This is a genomic window from Anabaena sp. UHCC 0399, assembly GCF_034931465.1.
Classification (GTDB): Bacteria; Cyanobacteriota; Cyanobacteriia; order Cyanobacteriales; family Nostocaceae; genus Trichormus; species Trichormus minutissimus.
The window spans coordinates 17460-36357 of the sequence record NZ_JAYGGZ010000010.1; the positions used below are offsets into that span (position 1 = coordinate 17460).

15 protein-coding genes are annotated in these 18898 nt (G+C 42.4%); 11 read left to right on the plus strand and 4 right to left on the minus strand.

Annotation, left to right across the window (positions count from 1 at the left end):
* Window positions 1-50: 50 nt before the first annotated feature.
* From VB693_RS07600 to VB693_RS07620, 5 genes are all read left to right on the plus strand, one after another.
* A complete protein-coding gene (locus VB693_RS07600; RefSeq protein ID WP_323265723.1) occupies window positions 51-2021 on the plus strand; it encodes a right-handed parallel beta-helix repeat-containing protein in 1971 nt (656 codons plus the stop codon).
* A gap of 163 nt (window positions 2022-2184) precedes the next feature.
* Window positions 2185-2664, plus strand: coding sequence for a thioredoxin-dependent thiol peroxidase (gene bcp / locus VB693_RS07605; RefSeq protein WP_323265724.1), 480 nt, complete (start codon window positions 2185-2187; stop codon window positions 2662-2664).
* A 132-nt stretch (window positions 2665-2796) separates the two neighbouring features.
* Entirely contained in the window at window positions 2797-3963 is a 1167-nt protein-coding gene (locus VB693_RS07610) for an IscS subfamily cysteine desulfurase (protein ID WP_323265725.1), read from the plus strand.
* A 1-nt stretch (window position 3964) separates the two neighbouring features.
* Entirely contained in the window at window positions 3965-5965 is a 2001-nt protein-coding gene (locus VB693_RS07615; protein ID WP_323265726.1) for an ATP-binding protein, read from the plus strand.
* 95 nt (window positions 5966-6060) lie between these two features.
* A complete protein-coding gene (locus tag VB693_RS07620; RefSeq protein ID WP_323265727.1) occupies window positions 6061-8166 on the plus strand; it encodes a DUF4157 domain-containing protein in 2106 nt (701 codons plus the stop codon).
* Window positions 8167-8483: 317 nt separating this feature from the next.
* On the opposite strand, the gene VB693_RS07625 is transcribed toward VB693_RS07620, so the two are convergent.
* The 3 genes from VB693_RS07625 to lepA all read right to left on the minus strand — a co-directional run bounded on the left by VB693_RS07625 (window position 8484) and on the right by lepA (window position 12932).
* On the minus strand, window positions 8484-9488 hold the full coding sequence (locus tag VB693_RS07625) for a cyanophycinase (protein ID WP_323265728.1): 1005 nt from the start codon (window positions 9486-9488) through the stop codon (window positions 8484-8486).
* A gap of 143 nt (window positions 9489-9631) precedes the next feature.
* Window positions 9632-10819 (minus strand): glycosyltransferase family 4 protein, encoded by a 1188-nt coding sequence (locus tag VB693_RS07630; RefSeq protein ID WP_323265729.1) that lies wholly within the window; start codon window positions 10817-10819, stop codon window positions 9632-9634.
* 301 nt (window positions 10820-11120) lie between these two features.
* Window positions 11121-12932 (minus strand): translation elongation factor 4, encoded by a 1812-nt coding sequence (lepA, locus tag VB693_RS07635; protein WP_323265730.1) that lies wholly within the window; start codon window positions 12930-12932, stop codon window positions 11121-11123.
* A 510-nt stretch (window positions 12933-13442) separates the two neighbouring features.
* Between lepA and VB693_RS07640 the strand changes: the two genes are divergently transcribed.
* The 6 genes from VB693_RS07640 to VB693_RS07665 all read left to right on the plus strand — a co-directional run bounded on the left by VB693_RS07640 (window position 13443) and on the right by VB693_RS07665 (window position 17990).
* Entirely contained in the window at window positions 13443-13679 is a 237-nt protein-coding gene (locus VB693_RS07640; protein ID WP_190704826.1) for a hypothetical protein, read from the plus strand.
* 179 nt (window positions 13680-13858) lie between these two features.
* Window positions 13859-15616: an ATP-binding protein gene (locus tag VB693_RS07645; protein ID WP_323265731.1), complete on the plus strand. Its 1758-nt coding sequence runs from the start codon at window positions 13859-13861 to the stop codon at window positions 15614-15616.
* Between the two features lie 200 nt (window positions 15617-15816).
* Window positions 15817-16935, plus strand: coding sequence for an aminoglycoside phosphotransferase family protein (locus VB693_RS07650; protein ID WP_323265732.1), 1119 nt, complete (start codon window positions 15817-15819; stop codon window positions 16933-16935).
* A complete protein-coding gene (locus VB693_RS07655) occupies window positions 16932-17471 on the plus strand; it encodes a DOMON-like domain-containing protein (RefSeq protein ID WP_323265733.1) in 540 nt (179 codons plus the stop codon). Before VB693_RS07650 ends, VB693_RS07655 begins: the two co-directional genes overlap by 4 nt.
* 19 nt (window positions 17472-17490) lie before the next feature.
* A complete protein-coding gene (locus tag VB693_RS07660) occupies window positions 17491-17718 on the plus strand; it encodes a DNA-binding protein (RefSeq protein ID WP_323265734.1) in 228 nt (75 codons plus the stop codon).
* A gap of 20 nt (window positions 17719-17738) precedes the next feature.
* Window positions 17739-17990: a hypothetical protein gene (locus tag VB693_RS07665; protein ID WP_323265735.1), complete on the plus strand. Its 252-nt coding sequence runs from the start codon at window positions 17739-17741 to the stop codon at window positions 17988-17990.
* Window positions 17991-18112: 122 nt separating this feature from the next.
* On the opposite strand, the gene VB693_RS07670 is transcribed toward VB693_RS07665, so the two are convergent.
* The gene (locus VB693_RS07670) at window positions 18113-18847 is read right to left on the minus strand and encodes a phosphoadenylyl-sulfate reductase (RefSeq protein ID WP_323265736.1); all 735 of its coding nucleotides are present in this window, start codon (window positions 18845-18847) and stop codon (window positions 18113-18115) included.
* Between the last annotated feature and the right edge of the window lie 51 nt (window positions 18848-18898).

Here is an 18898-nt window from a genome sequence, read left to right on the forward strand (position 1 = left end):
TACGTCATAAAAGCTAAACTAATCAGATAAAAACGTTACCTGCCGAAGCCATGAGCCTCTGCATAAACCCCCGATGCACCAATCCAGAGAATCCTGACAATATCCTATTTTGTCAAGCTTGTGGTTCAGAGTTGCTCCTAGAAGGATATTATCGAGTAGTGAGTTTTCTGGGCGGTGGTGGCTTTGGTAAGACTTTTGTAGTCTATGACGCACGCACTCAAACAACTAAAGTCCTCAAGATTTTAACCAATAATCACCCGAAAGCGATCGAGCTATTTCAAAGGGAAGCACAGGTTTTAACTCACCTCAATCATCCTGGTATTCCTAAAGTTGAGGCGAATGGCTACTTTATCTATTTTTCTAGGAATAGCCAAGAGCCATTACACTGCCTAGTAATGGAGAAAATCGAAGGATTAGATTTAGGCGCATACTTAACCCAAAGAGAATATCGACCCATTGACCAGAAATTAGCCCTCCAATGGCTCAAAGAAGCAGTCACAATTCTTCAGCAAGTTCATCAACAGGGTTTATTTCACCGAGATATTAAACCATCTAACATTATGCTACGGGCAGATGGTCGTCTAGCATTAATTGACTTTGGTACAGCTAGGTCAATTACCCAAACCTACATCGCCAAGCAATCTATCGGACAAGTTACAGGCGTAGTTTCCGCAGGTTACACCCCCTCAGAGCAAATTAATGGTCAGGCTGTGCAGCAGTCGGATTTTTTTGCTTTAGGTCGGACTTTTGTTTATTTGCTAACTGGAAAAGAACCAACTGACTCACTAATTTATGACGGTTACAGCGATGAATTACGCTGGCGTGAACATACAACTATCTTGCCGCAGTTTGCAGATTTACTAGACCAAATGATGGCGCGTTTACCCAATCAACGCCCTCAAAATACTCAGCTAATTTTGCAAAAGTTGGCAGAAATTGAAAAATCTTTACACCCACCTGTGATTTTTGAACCCCCAAAAATCCCTAGGCGGCGTTTAGTAAAGGTGTTTGGCTTTGGTGGAATTGGATTAGTAGGTTCAGCACTTTTATATACAGTATTTCCTAAAAATAAATCAACTATTACTGTTTCTAAGTTAGCAGGCAGTGACTATAAAACTATTGCTGAAGCCATTGAAAATGCTCAACCAAACACGCGTATTGTTGTACAACCAGGATTATATTTAGAAGGTGTGGTGATTAACAAACCACTAGAAATTATTGGTGATGGGTCTACGGCAGATATTGTAATTGAAAGTCAAAATTCAGATTGCATTATTATGAAATCTGACCATGCTAAGGTTAGTGGTTTGACGCTGCGCTGTACGGCTGGTAAGAATAACAAAAAATTCTACGCTGTGGATATTCCTCAAGGAGAACTAGTTTTAGAAAATTGCAATATTAGTTCTGATTCTTTGGCTTGTGTAGCCATTCATAATTCCACTGCTAACCCTATTATTCGTAACTGTGAAATTCATGACAGTAAAGCTAGTGGTGTGTTTGTTTATGATAGCGGTCAAGGAACAATAGAAGATTGTTATATTTTTAATTCTACTTTATCAGGTGTCACTATCCAAGAAGGTGGAAATCCTACAGTTCAGCGTTGCAGAATCCGCGATGGTGGTATTCTCATCGATAAAGATGGTCGAGGAAATATCAGCAATTGCGAAATTTTTAGCACTACACTAGGTGCAGGTATAGAAATTCGTAAAAATGGCAATCCTTCTGTCGAAAAATGTGAAATTCGGGATGGTAAAGGTGGCGGTGTCTTAGTAGATAATCAGGGTCGAGGAACAATTAAAGAATGTAATATATTCAACAATACTTTATCTGGTGTAGAAATTAGAAATGGTAGCAATATTGTAATTAGAGATTGCAAAATTAATCGGAATCAAGAATATGCTATATATATCCATAATCAAGGTGTAGGTACAGTTGAAAACTCTGATTTAACAGGTAATGTGCGAGGGACATTTGAAATTGATGAAACTTCTCAAGCACAACGCAGTGGTAATCAGGAATAATATTAATTCGTAATGGACTAACGTCCCGCTCCGCTCTAAGCGTAGCTATGCCGCAGGCTTTACGTAACGATGCTCCCCCCCGCTACGCTCTAAGTGCAGCTATACCGCAGGCAATAGTAATTCTTAGTTATAATTACTATTGCCGTATTACAGTAGTATTTTTGTGAGCGACATTCCTCAAATTGGACAACCAGCACCTGATTTTTCTAGCCCAGACCACAATGGCAATCTTGTCAGTCTTAATGATTTAAATAGTCAGTGGATTGTGATTTATTTCTACCCCAAAGATGATACTCCTGGATGCACTACAGAAGCCACCGATTTCACAGCATTGCATCAGGAATTTAGCAAACTTGGAGCAAAAATTTTAGGGGTAAGTCCAGATTCAGGTAAAGCTCATTGCAAATTTATTGATAAACATAACTTGTCTATTACCCTATTAAGTGATCCAGAACATCAATTAATAGAAGCTTATGGTGGTTGGCGTTTAAAGAAGTTTATGGGCAAAGAATATATGGGTGTAGCACGTTCCACTTTCCTAATTTCACCTGATCACATAATTGCCTATACTTGGCCAAATGTTAAAGCCAAAGGTCACGCCCAAGCAGTGTTAAATAAGTTGCAAGAATTAGCGGCTAATTGAATGTAGTAATTAAAAGTAAGAAATAAAAATTGCTGAGTAAAATGAAGATTACTCAGCATTCAGCACTCAGTAAGATGAATTGTAGAAAGTTCTAGTTATATTTAAAAAAATAAGTCAAATATTAAGCTAACTATGTCTAATCGTCCTATATATCTCGATTGTCAGGCTACCACACCTGTAGACGAACGGGTGTTAGTAGCAATGCTACCCTACTTTACAGAAAAATTTGGCAATCCAGCTAGTATTAATCATATTTATGGCTGGGAAACAGAAGCGGCTGTCAAACAAGCGCGGGAAATATTAGCCGCAGCAATTAACGCTACACCAGAAGAAATTGTGTTTACTAGCGGTGCAACGGAAGCAAATAATTTAGCCATTAAAGGTGTAGCAGAAGCTTATTTTCAAAAAGGTCAGCATATTATTACTTTGGCAACTGAACATAACGCAGTCCTTGACCCTTGTGAATATTTAAAAACCCTTGGTTTTGATATTACTATCCTACCAGTGCAAGCCAATGGATTAATTGATTTAGCTGACTTAGAAAAAGCGTTGCGTCCTGAGACAATTTTAGTATCGGTGATGGCGGCTAATAACGAAATTGGTGTGTTGCAACCATTAGCTAAAATTGGGGAAATGTGTCATGAACGCCAGATTATTTTCCATACAGATGCAGCCCAAGCTATTGGTAAAATTCCCTTAGATGTGCAATCCATGCACATAGATTTGATGTCTCTGACAGCCCATAAAGTCTACGGGCCAAAGGGTATCGGTGCATTATATGTCCGCAGACGTAACCCCAGAGTCCAACTCGCACCCCAACAGCACGGGGGAGGACATGAACGAGGAATGCGTTCTGGGACTTTATACACACCGCAAATTGTCGGTTTTGGCAAAGCTGTAGAAATAGCCTTAGCCGAACAAGAGACAGAAAGTCAACGCCTCACACAGTTAAGACAAAGCTTGTGGAATCAGCTTTCACAGTTAGAAGGGATTCATCTGAACGGACATCCCACCCAGCGATTACCAGGAAACTTAAATATTAGCGTTGAGGGAGTCGATGGTGCAGCACTTTCCCTAGGGTTACAGCCAGTCATGGCCGTATCCTCTGGTTCAGCTTGTTCATCGACGAAAACTACACCTTCCCATGTTCTCACCGCTTTGGGACACACCGAACAATTAGCTTATGCTTCCATCCGCTTTGGGATAGGCAGGTTCAACACGCCAACAGAAATTGATATAGTAGCGAAGCACGCGATCGCTACCATTGAAAGTTTACGTAAACAAAAAACTCTAGTATAAAATGCCGTCCAAACCTGTTGCAGATGATTGGTATCCCGCAAATCACCGTTACTTGATGGGAGTAATTGCCCAAACCCGTCAAGTTTTAGAGCGGCTAATTGAACAGCAGGAACAGGGAAATGAGGACTGGAAGACTGGCATATTCGTAGATATAGAAAAAGAGCCTGCCTTTGCTCAAGCACCTCCCGCCTTAGAACAACTGTGTCAAATCTTTAACCTCTCCCCACTTGAGCGGCAGATTGTGATGTTGTGTGCGGGGATGGAATTTGACCGCAACTGGGGTAGACTATGTGCCAAAGCCCAGGGACAGCCACAGTGGGAGTATCCCACATTCAGTTTGGCCTTATCCATCACATCCTCCCCCTATTGGGGCGCACTTACCCAGGATGCACCTTTGCGACGCTGGCGATTAATTGAAATGGGATCAGCCCCAGCCTTGACTATTTCGCCTTTACGATTAGACGAGCAGATTACCCATTACTTGGCAGGATTGCGCCCCTTGGATGAGCGATTGGCGCAATTGGGAGCATCCCCATTACAGATGGAAAACTTAGTCCCATCCCATACAGCCTTGGCAGAACAGATGGCAAACTCTTGGGTGCAAGCTTCTCAAGAACAGCGAGTGTTACCGATATTGCAACTATGTGGCACAGATGCAACCAGCAAAAAAGCGATCGCAGCTCATACCTGTCAGATTTTAGGATTAACAGGGTATGCTGTAACTGCCCAGAACTTGCCCCGTGAGAATCATCAACTACATCTTGTCCGGTGTTTGTGGGAGAGGGAATGGCGATTGTATCGGCGAGTCATGGTACTGGATGGCGGGAACACAACCGAATCTTCCGAAGGGGAAAGAGAAAATAACATAACTCAGCTACTCGACACCCTAGATGCCCCCTTAATCATCTCCAGTCTAGAACGTCGTCGTGCCATCCAGCGTCCTCTGCTCACCTTGGACGTGCATCAACCCAGTCCAGCCGAACAGCGTCAAGTCTGGCAAACTGCTCTGAGTGAAACATCCTCCGATTGGAATGGACACATTGATCGCCTCGTTTCCCACTTCAACCTCAATACAGCGACAATTACAGCCACCAGTTGGCAATTTAAAACTCAACACAACCCTGCTGACGACACCGCCCAAGCCTTCCGTTCCCTCTGGGATGCCTGTCGTAGCCAAGCCCGTCCCCGCTTGGATGAATTAGCGCAACGCATAGAAGCAACAGCCCAGTGGGAGGATTTGGTATTACCGCCCAATGAGTTGGGAGTGTTAAAAGATATTGCCGCCCATTTACGACAGCGTTCTAAAGTGTATGAGCAGTGGGGGTTTGCTGCTAAGGGAGGGCGGGGTTTGGGAATCAGTGCCATGTTTGCGGGCGCAAGTGGTACAGGCAAAACCCTGGCGGCGGAAGTTTTAGCCAATACCCTACATTTGGATGTCTACCGGATTGATTTGAGTGCCGTGGTGAGTAAGTATATTGGCGAGACAGAAAAGAATTTGCGGCGGGTATTCGATGCTGCCGAAGGGGGAGGAGTCATCTTACTCTTTGATGAAGCCGATGCCCTATTTGGCAAACGCACAGAGGTGAAAGATTCCCACGATCGCCATGCCAATATTGAAGTAAGCTATCTCCTGCAACGCATGGAATCCTACCGAGGTTTAGCAATTCTCACCACCAATTTAAAAGCCTCCTTAGATCAGGCATTTCTGCGCCGCATTCGCTTTATTGTGCAGTTTCCCTTTCCCGATGCCAAACAGCGAGCCGAGATTTGGCGGCGGGTGTTTCCCAGCCAAACCCCAACCGCAGATTTAGATTTTGAGAAATTAGCCAAGCTGAGTGTCGCTGGTGGTAATATTCGTAATATTGCCCTCAATGCCGCATTTGTGGCAGCCGATGCTGATGAACCTGTGGGGATGAAGCATATCCTCCAATCGGCGAAAAGTGAGTATATCAAGATGGAACGACCCTTAACAGATGTAGAAGTTAAGGGGTGGATATCATGATTTTTGCTGAATAACAATCATCTAAAAGTCTAATTGATGTTACTGAGAAAAGTGAGAAGATAGAGTATTATTTGGCTGCGATTTGGAGTGTGGCTATGCGGACTCATAAAGCATCACAAAAGCAATCTTTGGCTTCTAATTCCTTGGTATCTCGCCCCTTTGCTGTGCAGGCAAAACCAGAGGAAAGTACGGAGTTGCCAGGAATGCAGGGATACGCCAGCCAGATTCCAGAGTTCGCTATTTTTAATCCAGCAGGCGATCAAGCACCTGTGCAACCAAAATTAGCGATCGGCGCACCGGGAGATAAGTATGAGCAGGAAGCTGATCGCATGGCCAAACAAGTAGTGCAACAGATGAATGCTCCCCAGTCTCTTGCACTTCAACCACAAGAGATGCCAGAAGAAGAACAAGAACTCCAAAAAAAACCAAGACTGCAAATGCAACCCACGCTTCAGTTGCATTTAAGCCAAGGAGGTATGACCGCCAGTCCAAAACTTGAATCTGCAATTCAAAAGTCACGCGGTACTGGACAACCACTAGCAGAACACATCCAACAGCCAATGGAACAGGCATTTGGCACAGATTTTAGTTTGGTGAAAGTTCACACAGATTCACAATCTGATCAATTAAACCAGTCCCTTCAGGCAAAAGCATTTACAACTGGGCAGGATATCTTTTTTCGGCAAGGAGCATATCAGCCAAGCACTCAAGGAGGACAAGAGTTGATTGCTCATGAATTAACTCATGTGGTGCAGCAGAATCATCACACTGTGAATCGGCAGTTAATTCAACGGGCTGTTGGATTTGAATTTGAATTTGGAGAATGGAAATCCTATAAAAACGATGACAAAAAAAGTCGCTTAAACAAAGGTGAGGAAATCATTTCGGGAAACGGATACAAAATTGAAGGAGAAGATACATACGATGCTCAAGTATCTGCCGTTGAAGTAGTCACAAAGCCATATACAACACAACAAGAAGCCTTAGAATCCGTCACCGAAGCTCAAGGCAAAATGCAGTCAATGTTTAAAGACGGAGAGAAAGCAGGCCATTTAGCAAACAAATATGGTGGCAAGGCAGATGTTTTTGTTGAGCCGCATGGTACATCTGGTAAAATCCAAGCCTCGGCTGCTATTGCCCTTGATAAGTTGGCAAACTTGTATTCAATTCAGTCTGCCAAAGGTGGTGGTGGGAAAGGTCTAGGAGCAACAGTGACAACCAAGCTACAAAATAAGGATTTAAAAGATAAATACTTGGATGGTCAAGATGCCAGCCCAGAATTAATTGGTTTTGCAACACTAATCTTAGACTATATCGAACAAGGATCAAGTAAAGGAACACTTAGTTATCCAAAATCCGCGTTCAAACTTATGGCCAGAACTTCTTTTGATAAAATGTTTAGTCTTGTTCCAGAGTATTCATTCTTTAGTCAAGAGAGCAACATCAATAAATGGGCGGGTTTAATCTTAGAAATTGCCGCTAGCCTTGGTTTTAGCAAGAAAAAAGAACAAGAAACGTTTACAGTCAACGTAGAGGAAAATGTTGAAGTTGAAGAAGACAGAATGTTTGAATTGATGACTTCAGTATTTGGCAAGAAAAAAGTTACCAAGAAAGTCATAAAAGAACTGGTACTGAAAAAAGATGTGTATGTGAATAAAACCGCAGAAGAATTAGCAGAAGAACCAATTATCAATCAAGTGCTGATGGGCATGGAATTATTGCCAGAAGACTCAGATGACGATCAGCAATCTTACAAGCTTAAAATCAAGCGAATCGAATGGCTCAAGGGTATGTTAAAGGGAGATTTAATTAGTAAAGCAACAGATAAACGTTTTGAAGGGATGGGATCATATGGAGATTCAACAGATATCCAAGTGATGCCAGAAGAAATCGAAGATGTAACAGAAAAAGCAGTTTCTAAAGCAGTGGACAAGTTGGATCTGGATAAAGAAGTTAACGAAGATGAGGAAGTGTCTAAACCGATTTCTCAGTCACCTAAAGAAGCACCGATTTTTGAGTTGCGTGGTATGAAAGATATGTTCGCCATTCAACAAGATGTTAATTTAACTGATTGGACTGAAAAAGTCAAAGAAGTCTTTAAAGTAATTGAGGAAGCCAATCAAGGAGAATCCTTTGCACCTGGTGGGAAACCAAATATTCCAGAGGATGTAGACAATCCCGATATTTGGGACAAAGTGTAATCATCCATTGTATTGTTGTACATTAGGTGATGCCTGAATGGTTTTGCCTAAGCTCTGTTCATCCTCACTATAGTTTCCTCTTGGGATAGACTTCTAGCCTATCGGGTGTAGGCTATAAGCCCACACCATAAGGATTATAGGAATCTGCTTTGATTTTTGAAATTATCTGCGTAGGCTGACAGTAGGGAGTAGGAAAAATACTTCTAAAGTCTCCGAAGTTTTTTTCAGAAATCAAATATGAGTCCTATATAATTTATGCACTATTTCAGGTTCGCCGCGTTACTACCCTCCTATCTCTTTCTAAAAAACGTTCTGATTTAATACGGATCTGAATCAAACCTACCCCGTTTCACACTCCGAAAATAATAACCCCTACTAGGTGGATTATTTAAATCAAAGGTATCACCATTAGAAACACGCCAAATTTTATAGTCGTAATATGTCAATGGTGTTCGGGGTTTGCATATCTCTGGGGGGTGATCTCCTAACACAAAATACGCCGCATTCCTCCCCATTACTTTTGCTTTACCATATTTATCTACAACTACCGATGTCTCCTCACTTACAGCGATACCTAACGCACTACTAGACACACCATCTTGAATTTGTCGTGCAATAAACGCCATAATGCGCCCCATGCGTTTACGACTATTGAAGTGAGTCTCAATGATTGTTCCCTGCAAATGATGCCATCGGAAAAAGTTGTAGGTAAAGGTAATATTCTCGTAAGGATCTTCGAGAGCATTCTTAGTTTCAATCGGGTCTTCGCAAGCACAAGCATCGTAAATGAAATCACTTAAAATCATTGACCCGGCACTAGTACCACCAATACCACCACCTCTTTGATAAACTGAACGAACGGCAGCTTCAAGCTTGGTATTTTTCCAGCTGCGGATGTATTGGCATTGATCACCGCCAGCAAAGAAAATTACCCCAGCATTTCTGATTTTTTGGACAATGTCACCTCTATTTGCGTCTTGACGATTGCTGACTATCAGTGTGTCCACAGAGTTCACGCCTTTCATGGCAGAAATTAGGCGATTGTAGTCATGACTACCATAGGTGCGGATAACAACAACATTAATTTTCTGGACAGAGTTAGCACCACCTCTAACTTGGTTGATCATCCACTGGATAGCTGCTTCTACATCAGGCCCACCGCCACCCAAGTTAAACACAGGGCCAGCTAATGGGGGCAGAATCTCAGCCGTGTTGCTATCAAAATCGAATCTCAGGTATGCTGTAAGACGGGTTATCACCCTTAACAACATAGTTCCTACGGCTTTCAAGAACCTTGCTATACTTGGGAATGCCCTTGTCATACTAAACCTTCTAGAGCAAAGTGCAACTATTGCTTAATTTCGCACTTCCAAGGGCAAAATTCCCACCGTACAGGGCTGGTGTTGTTTTTTAGCTCAAAATAGTTGAAAATAAACATTAATGCTTTGGCTGATGCTGCATTTTGTTACCAATCAATTTGCGATCGCTCCTCTACTACTCGGCGATAAACAGCATCAGTTTGTTGGGCTAATTTCGGCCAGCTAAAACGGCGTTCTAAATCCTCATAAGCATTATCGACTAGCCATTGGCTATAACCGGGATTTCGCAACACTTCCAAAATTCCCCACGCTAGAGAATCGGAATTATTTACCCAGGTAACAACCCCAGTTTTGGTATGTTGCACTACCTCTGGGAATCCGCCTGTGTCTGACACCACTACAGGAACTCGTGAGGCAAAGCTTTCTAAAGCTACAATCCCAAAGGGTTCGTAAAAGCTGGGAAAAACAGCACAATCAGCTACCGTTTGGAATTTATCTAAATATTCATCGGAAAGAAAGCCAGTAAAATAGAATTTGTCCCAAATTCCCAAGTCCCAAGCTTGGCGTTTGAGATTGTCGGTGTTACCTCCCCCAACAATGACAAACTTGACGTAACCCCCCATTTCCCACAACACCTTGGGGGCTGCATTGATTAAAACTGATACGCCTTTTTCGTAGGTCATGCGTCCTACGTAGTAGACAATTTTTTCATGGTCTTCAGCAAATTGACGACGAAAATCTTGGGCGTGAAAATCTTCGTGATGTTTTTTCTTTTCTGGGCGGATACCGTTATAAATCACATCGACTTTATCGCCAGGACTGGCTAAGGCTCGCGCTACCTCTTGGCGCATATAATCAGTACAGACGATAATTCGCCAAGCATTGTAAGCTAGTAGGTTCTCTTTGCTATGAATATAGTTTTGGACATCGTTGTGGATGCCGTTGTAGCGTCCGTATTCAGTGGCGTGAATGGTAGCAATCAGGGGAATTTTAAAGGTATGCTTGAGAGCGATCGCTGCATCTCCAACTAGCCAATCATGAGCATGGATTAAATCAAACTTGCCTTCCTCTAAAATTAACTTGCCACCATGATGTCCCATACTTTGATTGAGGTTAACCACCCAGTGAAAAAAGTCATTACTATGGGAAACTGGGACTCGATGTACATGAATGCCTTCTATTACTTCATACATTGAAGCATGACCAATCTCTACTGTGATTAAGTGGATTTCATGGCCTAGTTTGACTAGTTCGGGGTACAACTCAGCCACATGACGCGCAATACCGCCAACTATCCTCGGTGGAAACTCCCAACTTAGTACCAGTATCTTCATGAACGAGACTCCCCAATGCTTTATAAAGATTTAAAAGTATGAGAGTGGCAACTGTAGTAAGTAAATGTACTAAAATTTTCTGATTTTTTCCCAGTTATGTGGGCAAAAGCGATCAAAAATTATCAATCCTGATGAAACTTCTTAGATTAGCTGATCCCTGTGCAAGTGAAATGAAGTATCTTACCCCTCACTATAGGGAACAGAGAACAGGAGACAGGGAACAGAATATGTCCTGTTTCCTATCTCCTGTTCCCTATCTAAAACTAAACTGTCACCTGTAACCTGTAACCTGTCCCCTTCTTCAAGTTTGATCTAAACGCAGCACAGCCATAAAAGCTTCCTGGGGTACATCTACTGTTCCCACAGATTTCATCCGCTTTTTACCTTTAGCCTGTTTCTGGAGGAGTTTCTTCTTCCGGCTGATATCACCGCCGTAACATTTGGCGAGGACATCTTTCCGCAAGGCGGGGATGTGTTCACTGGCAATTACTTTACTACCAATGGAGGCTTGAATGGGTACTTTGAATTGGTGGCGGGGAATCAGTTCTTTGAGTTTTTCCGCCATTGATCGTCCCATGTTATAGGCTTTGTCGCGGTGGACAATCATGGCCAAGGAATCCACAGGATCACCATTGATCATAATGTCCAACTTCACCAAAGGATTTTCGCGGTAGCCAATCACATGATATTCCATGCTGGCATAACCGCGCGATCGCGATTTCATTTGGTCAAAAAAGTCGGTGACAACTTCCGCCAAAGGTAACTCATACGTCAGGGTGGTGCGTCCTTGGGTGAGGTATTTCATATCTTTGAACACACCCCGGCGATTTTGCGACAACTCCATCAAAGTGCCAACGTAGGTTTCTGGTGTAATCATTTCTACTTTGACATAGGGTTCTTCAATGCGTTCGCGATCGTTGGGAGCGGGTAAATGGCTAGGATTATCAATGTACAGTTCTTCACCCTTGATCGTGATCACCTTATAAACCACAGATGGGGCTGTAATAATTAAATCCAGGTTGTATTCTCTTTCTAGGCGTTCTTGAACGATTTCCATGTGCAGCAAACCCAAGAAACCACACCGGAAACCAAACCCCATCGCACTAGAAGTTTCTGGTTCGTACTTTAACGCCGCATCATTCAGCCGCAGCTTTTCTAAAGCCTCCCGTAAATCTTCAAATTGGTCAGCATCAATGGGGAACATCCCACAAAAAACCATTGGGTTGGCTTCTGTGTATCCAGGTAAAGCTTCTGCGGCTTTGGCATTAGCGAGGGTAATGGTATCACCCACCCGTGCATCAGCTACAGCTTTAATGGCGGCGGCGAAGTAACCCACTTCCCCGGCGTGGAGTTCATCGACTTGTTTCTGGGTGGGACAGAGAATACCTAACTCGTCGATTTCGTATTCTTTCTCGGAGGCCATTAGATAGACGCGATCGCCTTTTTTCACTCTCCCATCCATCACCCGGAAGTATACTATGACACCTCTATAGGCATCATAGTAGCTATCAAAGATTAACGCCCGTAAGCGTTCATTGACGTTATCAGGTGCTGGTGGCACACGTTCTACAATGGTTTCGAGAATTTCATCAATCCCAATTCCCTCTTTGGCTGAGGCTAAAATTGCCCCACTGCAATCTAGACCAATAATTTCCTCAATTTCACCGATTACCCGGTTTGGATCTGCCCCAGGTAAGTCAATTTTATTGAGAACGGGGATAATCTCTAGATTATGTTCCAGGGCTAAATAAACATTGGCGAGAGTTTGCGCCTCTACACCTTGGGACGCATCCACCACCAACAACGCCCCCTCACACGCCGCCAAACTGCGTGACACTTCATAAGAGAAATCCACATGACCTGGAGTATCAATTAAGTTCAGCACATACTGCTGACCATCCTTAGCTTGATAGTTCATCCGGGCAGCTTGCAGCTTAATTGTAATGCCGCGCTCCCGTTCCAGATCCATGTTGTCGAGAAACTGTTCCTTCATCTGCCGATTCTCAACTGTGCCAGTGGCTTGCAGAAGGCGATCGGCAAGGGTTGATTTCCCGTGGTCAATGTGGGCAATAATACAGAAATTGCGAATGCGAACTGCGGGAACGTCAGTCATATACTAATCTTTGCTGAAGCAGCAACCAAGGTTAAAAAGCTATTTACTTCATGTATTTTAATGCTTTCTTCGCCAAGACGCTGCTAGTTATATAGTCAATAATCATTGGGCATTGGGCATAAAGTAAATTATTTTTACTTTTTATTCCCCAGTCCCCATTTTTAAAGATTCCCAACAGACTTTTTAAGAATCTCTATAAAGTCCATTTTTCGCTGCTAGTATTCATCAACCTGAAGCGTACAATAAATATATGTAAGTACATAGTGTAGAGATGATGGTCAATTGCTGCCTGTAATTGCCCTGATATTCTAAGTTACTGACAAAACTTCCGCCGATTGTCTGGAAGCCGCTATGAAAATAGCAACTTGCTACCTGATGCTGTTAGTTTGATTAAATTTCGGGGAACTATGTAACTATAAACTTTTAACATTTTGTCAGTAAACAACCCGAACAGTAGATACAACTGCTTTACAAAGCTGGTGAGAAGACCGTTCCTGAGTATATAAACCTATGAATATGAAAGAAAGAGCTACCGATGCGGAGTCCATCTCAGCCGATAAGGTAGAAATCGCTGTCCGCCTGGACTCGGATTTACTGGAGCAAATCCAGCATCTCACTGATGATCCGAGTAAGGTGATTGAAGTAGCGATTCGCCAATGGTTGCGGGGTGAGATTCTTAGAGATGATGAACTGACACGCACCCCTCATCGCATCCCCGTTCCACCGAGGGGGGAATGGAATGATTGAGATTTCATAAATAGGCTGTAAAGAATCAAGCCGAAAAATGTAAAGTTGGTCAATCTAGATTCCAGAACAGCTAAAATACGCAATACTCAGTGTGTAAAAGCTGTAAATTTTTATGCCAAGCTTTGCCTAGTTTAAGTAAAACTGTTTTGAGTTGCCATTCTTCTATCCAACTCGATGTAATGACTATTACTGCCAACTCCCAATTGCCAAACATATTTCCCCAAAATCTGGAATCGATCAACTCTAAAGCTGATCGCTTGTTACCAACCCTTGGTGCTGAGTTGGTATATACGCAGGATGGAACAGGGCGTTACCTGTCTTTTTATTGGCAGAAGACTGACCTTTTGGGTTTTAACCCGGAACGCATAGCTACTGAATGCAATGCGGAGGAAGTCTTTATCCCAGTAGATCAGGCTGCCTATTTGGAAAGAGTGCATCGAATTTTAACTAGTTTAGTTCCCGAAAGGTGTCAATGCTGGTTTAAGTGCGATCGCAATTTATTCGAGTTGGAGTTGGCAATTTGTCCGATGATTCCGCCCCTGGGAACTAACGCGACTACAGTCTTAGTAACGGGTAGGTTATTACAAGTTAAAGTTAATACTCAAGAAGTAAATGTAGCAATTAATCCACAGCACCAGATAGATTTAGAATTGCGATCGCAAAAACACCAAAAACTAGTCAACAAAATTACCAGAAATATCCGACGGACATTAGATTTAGATGTAATCTGGCAGCAAACAGTTGATAGTTTAGGCAAGGCATTGCAGCTAGAACGGTGTATTATTTGCCCTTATCAACCCACCAGCTCCAAAGTGCGGGTGATAGCAGAGTATCATCAACCAGAACGGCCTTCCATGCTGGGGTTAGAAATTGATGTCAATACTGAACCAGCCTTTGCTCAAGCCTTGGCAACCTTAGAACCCGTCGTCATGGAAGTTCCAGGGTATAATCTCTGCCCACAACAAAAAATTTTAGTGGTGGCTACCTGCTATCAAGACCAAGCCAATGCTTTAATTGCGATTAATCTGCCAGATGAATGTCACCCATTAACAGATGGGGAATTAGAACTAGCTACAGAAGTAGCAGATCAGTTAGGAACTGCGATCGCTCACGCTACCTTATATAAAGAACTAGAAGCAGCCAGACAAAAAGCCGAAGAAGCCTCCCGCCTCAAAAGTGAGTTTCTCGCTAACGTCTCCCATGAAATTCGTACCCCCCTCAACGGGATGATTGGCTTCTTAAAGCTGATTTTAGACGGTATGGTAGATGATGTAGATGAAACCAATCAGTTTTTAGAAGAAGCCCACGAACTATCTTTACATCTGCTAACTGTCATTAACGACATCTTAGATATAGCAAAAATCGAAGCAGGCAAAATGGAGTTAGTTTGCGCTCCTGTCAAGCTAGATGAGCTATTTGCTGATGTTGAAAACTTCATGTGTCCCCAAGCAGCAGTAAAAAACCTCAGCTTCAGGATGCAATTACCTCCCACTTCCGATGACATCATTGTCCAAGGTAATTACCAAAGGTTGTTGCAAGTCATGCTGAATTTAACAGGTAATGCCATCAAATTCACCCACGAAGGTGGTATTACTGTTAGTGCTGATATAGTAGTTCACAAAGGGAAATTTCCAGAACAGCAATTTCCTGGCATGGTGAGAGTCAGGGTAGCAGACACAGGTATTGGTGTTTCCCTAGACCAACAAGACAAACTATTTCAACTATTCTCACAGGTGGATGGTTCGCGTACCCGCCAGTACGGTGGGACTGGTTTGGGATTGGCAATATCTCAGAAACTAGTAGAGGCCATGGGTGGGGAAGTACATTTTTACAGTCTCGGTGAAGGACTTGGTTCTACTGTCACCTTCACTGTCCCCCTGTATCAACAACCAGTCATGCTGTCTTCCACTGACAATGTGAGTGGGGAGTGCTGTTAGCGGAGCGGGGCGTTAGCCCGTGCTGAGTGCTGAGTGCTGAGTGCTGAGTTGTGAGTGGGGAGTGGGGAGTGCTGAGTGGGGAGTGGGGAGGCGATCGCAATATTTGCAACACTTATATACAGACCTAACGTGAAACTTACGCTACTATAGTTTCCTATTGCCTTCGTGCAATTTAAGTGTGGGGAGTAGGAAAAACGAATATGACAACAGTTATCAGGACGCATGGCGTAGAAAATCTGGTGGCAATTGCTGAACGATTCACGCTTCAGGGACAAATTGTGGATGTTCAAGCGTTTGGCAGTGGCAATATTAATGATACTTTCTTAGTAAATATTGATTCTCCTGGGGACAAGCATTTTATCCTGCAACGCATCAATACGCAGGTGTTTCGCCAACCCCAACTGATTATGCAGAATCTGCGTACTTTTACTGATCATATTTGCCAAAAACTACAACATACCCCTTTAGATCGTCGTTGGGAAATGCCGCGCGTACTATCAACTCAAGAAGCTCAAGACTATTATATTGATGCCGAAGGTTCATTCTGGCGAGCGATTAGCTTTATCGAACAGTCGCAATCTTTCGACACAATGCAAAATCTCGCACAGGCTCAAGAAATTGGCTATGCTTTAGGGATGTTTCACAACCTGATCAGCGACTTACCACCACAAAAACTAGCTGACACCCTCGAAGGTTTTCATATTACGCCGCTTTATCTGCGCCATTATCAAGAAGTGCTGGCGAGGACTACGCCGCAAATATCCCCAGAAGTAAATTATTGCCTACAATTTGTGAGCGATCGCACTACCTTTGCATATATCCTAGAAAATGCCAAAGCTGAGGGTAAGTTACCTCTGCGCCTGATGCACGGCGATCCTAAAATTAACAATGTCATGTTTGATACTGCTACTCAAAAAGCAGTGAGTGTGATTGACCTGGATACCGTGAAGCCGGGATTAGTACATTATGACATTGGTGACTGCTTGCGTTCTGGTTGCAATCCTGTTGGTGAAGAAACCGCAGATTGGGACAGCGTTTATTTTGATACGGATTTGTGTCAAGGAATATTACAGGGTTATCTCTCCGTTGCTAAAGCATTTTTGACTGAAAACGATTACGCGTATATATACGATGCTATTCGCCTCATCGCCTTTGAGTTGGGACTGCGATTTTTTGCTGATTATTTAGCTGGGAATGTCTACTTTAAAGTAAAGCATCCAGAACATAACTTAGCAAGAGCGATCGTCCAGTTTAAGCTAACTGAAAGTATTGAATCTCAAGCAACCCAGATTCGCCAAATAATTCAAGACTTGAAATGAACCATCAAACATTTTCTTTACAACCATTCCTCACCGATGACTCTTTACCTAATCTAAAAATTACAGGTAATATTAGCCATCATAGTAATCATCTCGACATTAACTACCAACTAACAGGTGACTTAGAAGAAGTTGTTATTCCCACACCTGTAGACACACCAACCCGCCAGCATAAACTATGGGAAAATACCTGCTTTGAGTTCTTTATTGGTGTCAAGAATTCTCAACATTATTGGGAATTTAATCTTTCCCCTGCTGGACATTGGAATATATATCGCTTTGATAACTATCGCCAAGGTATGCAAGAGGAAACAGCTTTTGCTGAACTTCCTTTTAGTATTCAGAATCAATCAGATAGTTTATTGCTTTCATTAAAGTTCAATTTAGCTAAAATTATTTCAGAAAACCAAGCTATTGATGTTGCAATAACTACTGTAATTAAACAACAAAATGGTTATGTAACTTACTGGGCATTAGCACATACAGGCGCAGAGGCTGACTTTCACCTCCGAGAAAGTTTTATTATTGAGTTGTGATTTAGAAATTTAAATAGATATGACTACACAGAATAGACCCCAAAGAATTCAAATCAATTTAGATTTATCGCCAGAATTATATGAAACAATAAACAATCTAGTACAACAAATTAATGGAGATAACACTGAAGTATTTCTCAAAGCGATTGCACTCTTGGAAGTAGTAGTAGAAGCCAAGCTAAAAGGCAAACATCTCTGGATTACAGACGATAAACAAAATCTGGAAACTGAAATTATTGGCATCTAAAATTATTGGCATCTAACAGCATGACAGATGTAAAAGATTTATCTCAAGTAATTGCCTCCAAAGGTAAAAATCCACTAATTATATTAACAGTAAACAAACAGCCAGAAGAAGATGCAAAACTTGAGCGCAAGCTGCGAGAACTCAAGTTTAGACAAGAACTCAGAAAAGATTGGATTTTATTTATAATCAGAGATATAGTAATATTTACTGCAACCATCTTATTCATTTTGGCAGCTAGCGGTTATTCCTTATTTATGCACATTTATAGGTGAATAGTGCTGAATACTGAGTAAAGACAGCGATTGATTAATGAGGGTCTGATCGCTTTTTCGTACACAAATTGGTTTGTAGAGACGTACCATTGCTACGTCTCTACGTCTGGTGGAATGACTGACTATTTCTGCAAGTTACCCGCGTGCAAACCACACTCCTTAGCAGTAGACTCTTCCCACCACCAGCGTCCTTCACGTTCATGCTGACTCGGTAACACAGGTCTAGTGCAGGGTTCGCAACCAATACTCACAAAACCGCGTTCGTGTAATTTGTTGTAAGGCACATCTAAAGCGCGGATATATTCCCACACTTCACCAGAAGACCAATTTGCTAAGGGGTTGAACTTAATCAATTGATGGTCTTCAGTGGAAAAGGCACTATCAACTTCAATTACAGGAATATGGTTGCGAGTGCTGGGACTTTGGTCTTTGCGCTGTCCTGTCACCCAAGCATCCAGAGTGTTGAGTTTGCGCCGCAGTGGTCTGACTTTGCGAACTCCACAGCATTCTTTGTGACCATCTTGATAGAAACTATACAATCCCTTCTCTTCTACCAAAGCCTGAACTTCCGCAGCATCAGGGAACATTACTTCTAATTTGATCCCATAATGTTCTCTAACTTTATCTAAGAATTGATATGTTTCTGGGTGTAACCTGCCGGTATCAAGTGTAAACACGCGGAAGTTTTTGGTAATCTTGGAAGCAATATCAATTAGCACAACATCCTCAGCACCACTGAAAGAAATTGCTAGGTTGTTAAAGGTTTCTAGGGCAAATTTGAGAATTTCCCTTGGTGATTTTTGACTATATTCTGCTTCTAAGGCAGCTATATTTAAATCCGTATGGGTGGCTAGCATATCTAAATGTTCTCCTCTGTCGCACCCTGAATTTTACCAAGTTTAAGATGC

What these genes read in the sequence shown, in the direction of transcription:
- VB693_RS07620 (WP_323265727.1), top strand. Translation starts at nt 6,061, where the DNA reads ATGCGGACTCATAAAGCATCACAAAAGCAATCTTTGGCTTCTAATTCC.
- VB693_RS07670 (WP_323265736.1), bottom strand. Translation starts at nt 18,847, where the DNA reads ATGCTAGCCACCCATACGGATTTAAATATAGCTGCCTTAGAAGCAGAA.
- VB693_RS07640 (WP_190704826.1), top strand. Translation starts at nt 13,443, where the DNA reads ATGAATATGAAAGAAAGAGCTACCGATGCGGAGTCCATCTCAGCCGAT.
- VB693_RS07600 (WP_323265723.1), top strand. Translation starts at nt 51, where the DNA reads ATGAGCCTCTGCATAAACCCCCGATGCACCAATCCAGAGAATCCTGAC.
- VB693_RS07660 (WP_323265734.1), top strand. Translation starts at nt 17,491, where the DNA reads ATGACTACACAGAATAGACCCCAAAGAATTCAAATCAATTTAGATTTA.
- VB693_RS07650 (WP_323265732.1), top strand. Translation starts at nt 15,817, where the DNA reads ATGACAACAGTTATCAGGACGCATGGCGTAGAAAATCTGGTGGCAATT.
- lepA (WP_323265730.1), bottom strand. Translation starts at nt 12,932, where the DNA reads ATGACTGACGTTCCCGCAGTTCGCATTCGCAATTTCTGTATTATTGCC.
- VB693_RS07610 (WP_323265725.1), top strand. Translation starts at nt 2,797, where the DNA reads ATGTCTAATCGTCCTATATATCTCGATTGTCAGGCTACCACACCTGTA.
- VB693_RS07625 (WP_323265728.1), bottom strand. Translation starts at nt 9,488, where the DNA reads ATGACAAGGGCATTCCCAAGTATAGCAAGGTTCTTGAAAGCCGTAGGA.
- VB693_RS07665 (WP_323265735.1), top strand. Translation starts at nt 17,739, where the DNA reads ATGACAGATGTAAAAGATTTATCTCAAGTAATTGCCTCCAAAGGTAAA.
- VB693_RS07645 (WP_323265731.1), top strand. Translation starts at nt 13,859, where the DNA reads ATGACTATTACTGCCAACTCCCAATTGCCAAACATATTTCCCCAAAAT.
- VB693_RS07655 (WP_323265733.1), top strand. Translation starts at nt 16,932, where the DNA reads ATGAACCATCAAACATTTTCTTTACAACCATTCCTCACCGATGACTCT.
- VB693_RS07630 (WP_323265729.1), bottom strand. Translation starts at nt 10,819, where the DNA reads ATGAAGATACTGGTACTAAGTTGGGAGTTTCCACCGAGGATAGTTGGC.
- VB693_RS07615 (WP_323265726.1), top strand. Translation starts at nt 3,965, where the DNA reads ATGCCGTCCAAACCTGTTGCAGATGATTGGTATCCCGCAAATCACCGT.